This is a genomic window from Leucobacter sp. BZR 635 (assembly GCF_048061935.2).
GTDB lineage: Bacteria > Actinomycetota > Actinomycetes > Actinomycetales > Microbacteriaceae > Leucobacter.
The window spans coordinates 22,248-29,195 of record NZ_JBLUNZ020000011.1 but is presented as its reverse complement, the minus strand read 5'-3'; the positions used below and the strand labels follow the sequence as shown (position 1 = coordinate 29,195).

Genomic DNA, 6,948 nt, shown 5'->3' with positions numbered 1-6,948 from the left:
TGGGCAGAGAATTCGGATCGGGGAGCGGGTCGCCTCCGACGGGCGTCTCGGGCGACCCGACCTCCTCGCCCAGCCTGGGCTTACGCACCGACGCGGTCGCCATTGCGATCTCGGTACCTGACTGACTGAGCCTCACTGCTCGGTTGCCGTAACGGAAGCCGTCTCGCACGCGCTCCACCGAGTAGCTCACCGCGGCATCGCGGTCGCCGGGCCGCAAGAAGGCGACGTGGAGTGAGTGTGGCCGCTGATCCGCATCCGAGGAACGCATCACCGCGCTGAGCGCGCCCACCGAGAGGTCGCCGCCGTAGCTTGCCGGCCACGGAGTCGGGACAGTCACGCCCGCCCACATCTCGGTCTCGGTGTCAGCCATCGCGTCGCTGCGGGTGAGCGACCACGGGGTCGTCAACTTCGGCTGGGTCGCGGTCATGGTGCGAATACCCCTCTCGTGAACGCTGCCCTGTGCCGAGCGAGCGCTGCTCTGTGTGTAATTAGCCCTGCTCAGTGAGCTTCGCTCGAAGCATCTTGCCCGTGCTAGTCTGCGGGATCTCGTCGATGAATCGCACGGAGCGAGGGTACTTGTAGGCTGCCATATGCTCGCGTGCCCAGGCAATGAGTTCTTCCTCGGTGAGCGTGCCTTCGGCACCCTCCGCGAGCACAATGAAGGCGCGGGCCGACTCGCCACGCTGCTCGTCGGCGTACCCGACGACCGCGGCCTGTTTCACTGCCGGGTGCCTGATGAGCATGCGCTCGACCTCCTCTGGAAAGACGGAGTAGCCGTTGGACTTGATCATCTCCTTAGTGCGGCCCTCGAAGTGCAGGTAGCCGTCTTCGTCGATGCGGCCCATGTCGCCGGAGTAGTACCAGCCGTCGACCTTCACCTGCGCGGTTTCTGCGTCGCGGCCGCGGTACCCGAGGAACACGCTCGGGCTATTCACTGCGATTTCGCCGAGTTCGCCCACGGGCATCTCGACGCTGCGATCGTCAACGCTGCAGATCTTCAAGCGGGTCTGGAACGCAGGTTTGCCGTGGCTGCCGTAGCGAATAGCCCCGGGCGGCATGAGCGCGTCACCCGTGTGGGTCTCGCTCATCCCGTACGCGAACTCGAAGAGCGGGGTGCCGGCTACGGCTGCCCAGCGGTCAGAGAGCTCTTGATCGATCTGCGAGCCGAAACTCGTGCCGTGGTTCAAGCGCAGAGCGGGGAACGAATCTGGAGTGAACAGGGGGTGTGCCATGAGCTGGTTGACCATCGGCGGTGTCGAGTAGAAGACGCTGATGCGCTGTTCGCGCATACTCCGGAGCACGTAGCCGGCGTCGAAGCGGTGGAAGAGCACGATCGTCGCGCCGGCCATGATCGGAGAGGTCATGCCGACGAGCATTCCGGCGATGTGAAAGACGGGCATCGCGCTACCGAAGACATCGTCGCCGGTGAAGCTGTACAGGCCCACCATGCAAGCAGTCTTGAACTCGGCGTTCCCGAATGACAGCTGCGCGCCCTTGGGCTGACCGGTGGTGCCTGATGTGTAGATCACGAGCGCAGGGTCAGTGAGCAGGTCGATGTCTGGCTCGGCGAGCTCGGGGAACGGTGCCTTGATGAGTTCCGACATTCGCTCGGTGCCTGGCTCGGGGGCGAGCCCCGTCACGCCGGGGAAGTCGGGGGCACCCTCAGCGGGCAGGAACTCCTCGTAGCCGCTCGAAATGACGTGCCGCAGCTGAGTCTGCTCACGCACTGCGAGCACGGTGTCCACCTGGTCGTCGCTGGTAATGATTACGCGCGCCTCGAGGTCGTTGAGCTGATACTCAAGCTCCCACTGCTTGAACATCGGGTTGCACGGGCCGACAACCGCGCCAAGCTTCTGGATAGCGAAGAACGCGATCACGAACTGTGGCGAGTTCTGCAGATACAGCGCGACGGTATCGCCTTGGGCAATACCGCGAGCGCGCAGCTGATGTGCGAGCGCGTCAGACTGCTGATCGAGATCACGGTAGCTGATTGAAGCTCCGTAGAACTCGATCGCTGAATGATTGGGCCGCGACTGCGCGTGCTCCCGGAGGTAGCGGTGGAGCGGGATGTCTCGCGTAGGAGCTGTTTCGTGTGACATGAAGACGTCCTTCGGGGTGCTTCGACGGTGGAGCTGTGCTACGGCACAGCTGGTGTGGACCGGGCCGGATCGGCGTGAGCGGGCGGGCTAGCGCCCGGTGAACTCGGGAGCCCGCTTTTCCTCGAAGGCGACTGCGCCCTCGCGGAAGTCGGAGGTGAGTGCTGAGGATACGGTTGCGGCGGCCTGCATACGCAGGGCCCCGCTGAGGCCGGCCTCCTCGGTTGCGGCGATCGCGCCCTTCATGAGCCCGATTGCGCGGGTTGCGCTCCCGGAGAGCTGGTCAGCGAGCGTCGCAACTGCTTCGTCGAGCTTGGAGGCTGGCACGACCCGGGTGATGACGCCCCAGCCCTGTGCCTCAGATACCCCGATGAGCTCCGCGGTATAGAGCACCCGTGCGACGACCTGACGCGGCACGAGCGCGGGCAGGAGCGCGGTTCCTGCGGCGATCCCACGCAGCGCAAACGGGAGCCCGACCTTCGCGGGCTCGTCGGCAATGACGAAGTCGCAGGCGAGTGCCATCTCGAAGCCCGCTCCGAGCGCGTGGCGCTGCACCCGGCAAATCGTGGGCTTCTCGATTCGCCGCAGCTCTTCGACGAGCACCGGGTAACCGCGCAGGTATTCCTCCATGAGGTCATCTGACTTCGGGTGCTCGGGCGTGCCCATATCAATGAGGTCATCGCCCGCGCAGAAGGACTTTCCCTCGCCGGCAAGCACGAGCACGCGCACATTCGTGTCTGCGGCTGCGTGTCGGATACCGTCGCGAATTGCCGCGATCATGCTGTTGTTGAGGGCATTGAGCGCCTCGGGGCGGTTGAGCGTGATCGTGGCGATCGCGCCGTCGACGGTGTACAGAACCTGAGCGGTCATTCGCTTTCCTCCTGGTGCGGGGCGGCGGGGGTCATATGTGGCTGGAGTGCGGCGCGGACCTCGTCGGAGATACGCTCTGGCCGCTTCGTCGTCGGGCTCACGTTGACATAGGTCGTGCGTCCGACCGCGCACCGCTTGCCCAGCTGGTGCATCTCTTCGTAGAGCGCCAGCGATGAGTTCCCGATGCGCTCTACCCAGGTATGCACGGAGACCGGCGCCGGGTAGGTAAGCTCGTGCTCGAAATCGACGGTGAAGCTCGCGACGATCATTCGCCACTGCGAGAAATCGTCAACCGGGCCGAACACCTCGAAGAACTCTCGCCGCCCGGCCTCGAACCAGACTGGCACGACGGTGTTGTTGATGTGCCCGATCGCGTCCGTCTCTGAGACGCGAGGGTGAATGGTGGTTTCGAACACTGCTCTCCCGATGAGTAGGTGGGTGGTGGGCTCGCTTGGGCCGGGCACGAATGCCTGGCCCAAGCGAACAGGTTAGCGGCCGAACGTGGCTTCCGCAGCCGCTGCGTCTGCATCCGTGTACTCGCGCTCGTGCGCGATCGAAATCCGATGCAGGTCCTTCGCAGTCGGCGGTTTCGTGACCAGGCTGCCGACGATGCAGGCGACAAGCGAAATCGGCAGTGAGATGAGGATCTGCGAGAGCGCCGGAAGCGAGAAGCCCCAGAGCAGCACGAGGTAAGACGCCCCGCCTGCGATCGCTCCGACCAGCGCGCCAACGCTGTTCATCCGCTTCCACCACACACCGAGGATCGTCGGGAAGAAGAGGGCCGATGCGAGCAGTCCCATCGCTGCGGTGTAGAGCAGGGTGAGCAGCGCGGGCGGATTCATCGACAGCAGCAGGGTGATGATGCCGAATACGAGCACACCCCACTTTGTTGCCGAACGCTTCGCGCTGTCGCTCATGTTCGGACGGACCTCGCCGAGGAAGTCGTACGAGAATGCTGCGCTCAGGCCGAGCAGCATCGCGCTCACGGACGACATCACGGCGGCAAAGATGCCGGCGAAGGCGACAGCCATGAGCCAGTTCGGTACGTTCTCGAGGAAGATGAGGAAGACCTCGTCGGCGTTTTCGAGGTCGCCGCCGCCGGTGATGATGATCGTCGACGCGACGACTGCAACGCAGGTGAGGATGCCGGTGAGCACGTACAGGCCGAGCCCGAGCGACAGCGACGCGCGTCCGGTCCGCTCGGTCTTTGCCGCGAAGAGGCGCATCACTGTGTGGGGGAGCACGGCGTTCACGGTCGCCCAGACGAGGAAGCCGCCGACGTACGCCACAAACGGGAACGGGGTATCGTCGCCACCTGCGGTCCACTGTGGGCGGAGCTCCTGCGCGAGCTGGTACGAGTCGATGCCGCCACCGTTCGTGCTCAGCGCGATCGCGCCCGTCGCAACGATGACGGCGATCATGAGGAGGCCCTGCATGAAGTCGGTGAGGGTCACCGCCTTCATCCCGCCGATGAAGGTGTAGAAGATGTACACGAGGCCAATGAGGATGACGGACCAGGTGTAGGGGATCCCGAACAGTCGCTCACCGATCATGCCGCCGACCTTCATCTGCGCGACGAGGTAGGCGACGAGCGTGACGACGATGACGATCGGAACGATGATGTTCAGGCCCTTGTTTTTGAAGCGGGCCTTGATGAATTCAGGGACGGTGGAGACGTTCATGTTGCGGAGCGTCTTCGCGAGGAAGAAGGTGGTGAGCAGGTAGCCCACGGCCACACCAGCGTTGTAGGCCGTGATGTAGCCCCAACCGCCCGCGTAGCTCAGCCCGATATTGCCGAGCATGGTGCCGCCGGTGGCGAACGCCGCGAAGATCGCGAAGCCATTGATCCAGAAGCCGACGCCGCCGCCGCCGGTGAGGTACTCCTTCGCTGTGCCTGACTTCTGCTTACGCGAGGCGTAGACGCCGATGCCGACGGAGAGGAGCATGTACGCCGCGAGAACGACGAGGGGAACAATCTGTGTGCTTGGCATGATTAGCGAGCCTCACTCTCGGTGTGCGCGGCCTCGGGCGCGGCACTCTCTGTCTTCTTCAGATCATCGGAGGGAGTGATAAGCAGATCGACAACCATCACGACGAGCGCGAGCAACATGATGCCGATGAGCAGCCAGTTGATGAGCGCGGTGCCGGAGACCTGCGTGTAGAAGGTGTACGGGTTGATCGAGAGCACGCAGACGACGAGAATGCCGATCGTTGAGTACAGCCGGTACTTCGAAATGGGGAAGAACCCCTTGGGCTTGGGTGGATTAGGCAACGGTGCCATCCTTTCTAGTAAGTACGTCGGTGAACGCGGGGTTTCTCTTTTCGAGGAAGGCGCTCATGCCCTCCTTCGCGTCGGCGGTTGAGAACAGTACCGCCTGCGAGAGCTTTTCAACGAGTAATCCTGTCGCCGGGGCTGCGTGGGCTGCACCCACCGCGAGCTTTGCAAGCCGCGCAGCGAGTGGTCCCTTGGTGCGAATGAGCTGCGCCAGTTCTGCGGCGCGGCCAAGCAGCTCCTCGCGCGTTGTGACCTCGGAAACAATACCGACTGCGCGGGCCTCCTCCGCACCGAGGGGGAGGCCGGTGAGGATGTGAAACAGCGCCGGGCCGCGCCCAGCGAGGTTCGTGAGCAGCTGGGTTCCGCCGGCACCGGGAATGATTCCGAGAGAGAGCTCGGGGAGGCCGAGCTTCGCGTTGTCGCTGGCGATCCGAATATCGCAGGCGAGGGCGAGTTCGAGCCCGCCACCGAAGGCAAAACCGTTCACGGCCGCGATGGTGGGCTTCGGGAAGTTGGTGATCCAGGTGAAGAACTCTTGCATGCCCGAGGAGCCCGCCATCTCGATCGCGCCCTTCGCGACGAGTTCGCTGATATCGGCACCTGCGGCAAACGCCTTCTCGCCCGCGCCGGTGAGCACGACGACGTCGACGTCGTCCGACAGCTCCCAAGCAGCGAGGGTCTCGCGCAACTCGCGGAGCACCTGCTCATTCAGCGCATTGAGCGCGGTTGGGCGGCTGAGCGTGATGGTTCCGACGCCGTGAGCGACTGCCGCGGTAACGAACTCGCCGCTCATCGGCCTGACTCCTCGTAAGTGTAGAAGCCCTCGCCTGACTTGCGGCCGAGCTTACCCGCCTCGTAAAGCTCCACGAGGCTTCTGGCAGGCCCATCCTCGGGGCGGCCCGACTCCTGCGCCTGCAGCGTCTTGATGTGGTAGTTCACGTCAATACCCGTGAGGTCGAGCAGGGCGAACGGGCCGATCGGGTGACCGAGACCCTTACGGACGGCGACGTCTATGTCTTCGAACGAGGCGATGCCCTCCTCATGCAGGCTCAGGGCCTCGTCGAAGATCGCCGTAAGAATGCGGTTGACCACGAATCCGAAGATCTCGCGCTCGATCTGCACCGGGTGCTTCCCCATGCTCGTCGCGAGCGACATGGCGCGCTCGACGGTCGCTTCCGAGGTGTGGGCTCCCTGCACTACCTCAACGAGCTCCATGACGAGCGCGGGGTTGAAGAAGTGCATGTTGCAGATGCGCTCTGGCGCAGCGATATCGCCCACCAGCTGAGAGCTGACGATGCTTGAACTGTTCGTCGCGAGCACGCAGTGCGCGGGTGCAAGCGACGCGAACTCGGCAAACAGCGCCTGCTTGGCGCCGAGGTCTTCGATGATCGCTTCGATCATGAAGTCTGCTTTGTCTGCCGCCTCAGCGAGCACCGTTGTGACGCTCAGCCTCGCGAAGGCTTCGGCGGCCTGTTCGGGGGTGAGACGTCCCTTCGAGACGCGCCGGTCAGCCTGCGCACGGAGCTCCGCTACGGCGGCATCCAGTCGCTGGGCGTCGATGTCGTAGAGGGTGACGGTGTGGCCGGCGAGCGCACCGACGAGCGCGATCTGGGAGCCCATTGCGCCGCTGCCGCACACGGTGAGCGCGATGGAGTGGTGATCAGTCATGTGTATCGTCCTTGATTCGTAGATCGGTAAGTGGATGGA

The 6,948-nt window shown here is 64.1% G+C and carries 8 protein-coding genes; all 8 read right to left on the bottom strand.

Annotated features, from left to right (window positions below; genetic code table 11):
- The coding region (locus ACI1US_RS01935) for an acyl-CoA thioesterase domain-containing protein (protein WP_461637739.1) at positions 1-427 on the bottom strand (427 nt) is incomplete at its 3' end.
- Between the two features lie 61 nt (positions 428-488).
- Positions 489-2,099: a class I adenylate-forming enzyme family protein gene (locus ACI1US_RS01930; RefSeq protein ID WP_461637737.1), complete on the bottom strand. Its 1,611-nt coding sequence runs from the start codon at positions 2,097-2,099 to the stop codon at positions 489-491.
- Positions 2,100-2,186: 87 nt separating this feature from the next.
- Complete coding sequence (locus tag ACI1US_RS01925; RefSeq protein WP_461637735.1) at positions 2,187-2,966, bottom strand: enoyl-CoA hydratase/isomerase family protein; 780 nt, start codon at positions 2,964-2,966, stop codon at positions 2,187-2,189.
- The gene (locus ACI1US_RS01920) at positions 2,963-3,445 is read right to left on the bottom strand and encodes an acyl-CoA thioesterase (RefSeq protein WP_461637733.1); all 483 of its coding nucleotides are present in this window, start codon (positions 3,443-3,445) and stop codon (positions 2,963-2,965) included. Before ACI1US_RS01920 ends, ACI1US_RS01925 begins: the two co-directional genes overlap by 4 nt.
- A 9-nt stretch (positions 3,446-3,454) precedes the next feature.
- Positions 3,455-4,957 carry a sodium:solute symporter family protein gene (locus tag ACI1US_RS01915; RefSeq protein ID WP_416549450.1) on the bottom strand — a complete coding sequence of 501 codons (1,503 nt, stop codon included), beginning with the start codon at positions 4,955-4,957 and terminating at the stop codon, positions 3,455-3,457.
- Positions 4,958-4,959: 2 nt separating this feature from the next.
- Positions 4,960-5,238, bottom strand: a complete 279-nt coding sequence (locus ACI1US_RS01910; protein WP_416549451.1) for a hypothetical protein — start codon at positions 5,236-5,238, stop codon at positions 4,960-4,962.
- A complete protein-coding gene (locus ACI1US_RS01905) occupies positions 5,231-6,034 on the bottom strand; it encodes an enoyl-CoA hydratase/isomerase family protein (protein WP_461637730.1) in 804 nt (267 codons plus the stop codon). The genes ACI1US_RS01910 and ACI1US_RS01905 overlap by 8 nt, the downstream gene beginning before the upstream one ends.
- Positions 6,031-6,909 (bottom strand): 3-hydroxyacyl-CoA dehydrogenase family protein, encoded by an 879-nt coding sequence (locus tag ACI1US_RS01900; protein WP_461637728.1) that lies wholly within the window; start codon positions 6,907-6,909, stop codon positions 6,031-6,033. Before ACI1US_RS01900 ends, ACI1US_RS01905 begins: the two co-directional genes overlap by 4 nt.
- Positions 6,910-6,948: the final 39 nt, after the last annotated feature.

Bases quoted from the DNA above. Each gene is read 5' to 3' on its own strand.
- ACI1US_RS01930 (WP_461637737.1), bottom strand. From the start codon at position 2,099: ATGTCACACGAAACAGCTCCTACGCGAGACATCCCGCTCCACCGCTAC.
- ACI1US_RS01925 (WP_461637735.1), bottom strand. From the start codon at position 2,966: ATGACCGCTCAGGTTCTGTACACCGTCGACGGCGCGATCGCCACGATC.
- ACI1US_RS01915 (WP_416549450.1), bottom strand. From the start codon at position 4,957: ATGCCAAGCACACAGATTGTTCCCCTCGTCGTTCTCGCGGCGTACATG.
- ACI1US_RS01905 (WP_461637730.1), bottom strand. From the start codon at position 6,034: ATGAGCGGCGAGTTCGTTACCGCGGCAGTCGCTCACGGCGTCGGAACC.
- ACI1US_RS01900 (WP_461637728.1), bottom strand. From the start codon at position 6,909: ATGACTGATCACCACTCCATCGCGCTCACCGTGTGCGGCAGCGGCGCA.